Source organism: Pseudomonas sp. 05N434, from assembly GCF_056396965.1.
The window spans coordinates 1-499 of sequence record NZ_JBFTMK010001096.1; the positions used below are offsets into that span (position 1 = coordinate 1).

Below are 499 nucleotides of genomic sequence, written 5' to 3' on the forward strand. Positions count from 1 at the left end.
GTGTTCTGGAAGTTCATCAAGGACGGCGGATATGCCATTCGCCAAAATGGAGACAGAGAAGGGGGCTCCCCTGTTTTCTATCGCTTCCAGAATCCCGAGGACAAATCCTTTCCAGTTCAGATCGAGCTTTTTTCTCGTCTCCCAGATGGCCTGGAACACGAAGAAGCGGCCCGAATGACCAGAATCCCCGTAGAAGAGCAAGCCGCAAGTCTTTCTGCGATCATCCTTGATGATGAGTATTACAACTTTCTCCTGGCCGGCGTCGATCACACCCAGGAAATCAGTCACATTGGGGCCGACAGGCTCGTTCCGCTCAAAGCCCATGCCTGGCTTAACAAGAAGGCGCAGATCCAGAACGGCGTGCAAGTGGACAGTCGCGATATCAAGAAGCACTTCAGAGATGTGATCTTGCTTTCTGTCGGTCTTACGGAAGGAATGACCGAACTCCCTGAACGAATGGCTCTCGATTTGACGTCATTTCTCAGCCAAGTGTCCGCTG

1 pseudogene is annotated in these 499 nt (G+C 52.1%); it reads left to right on the forward strand.

The window, feature by feature from the left end:
- Window positions 1-174: 174 nt before the first annotated feature.
- A pseudogene (locus AC1DLB_RS31915) lies at window positions 175-499 on the forward strand (hypothetical protein); the annotation flags it as partial.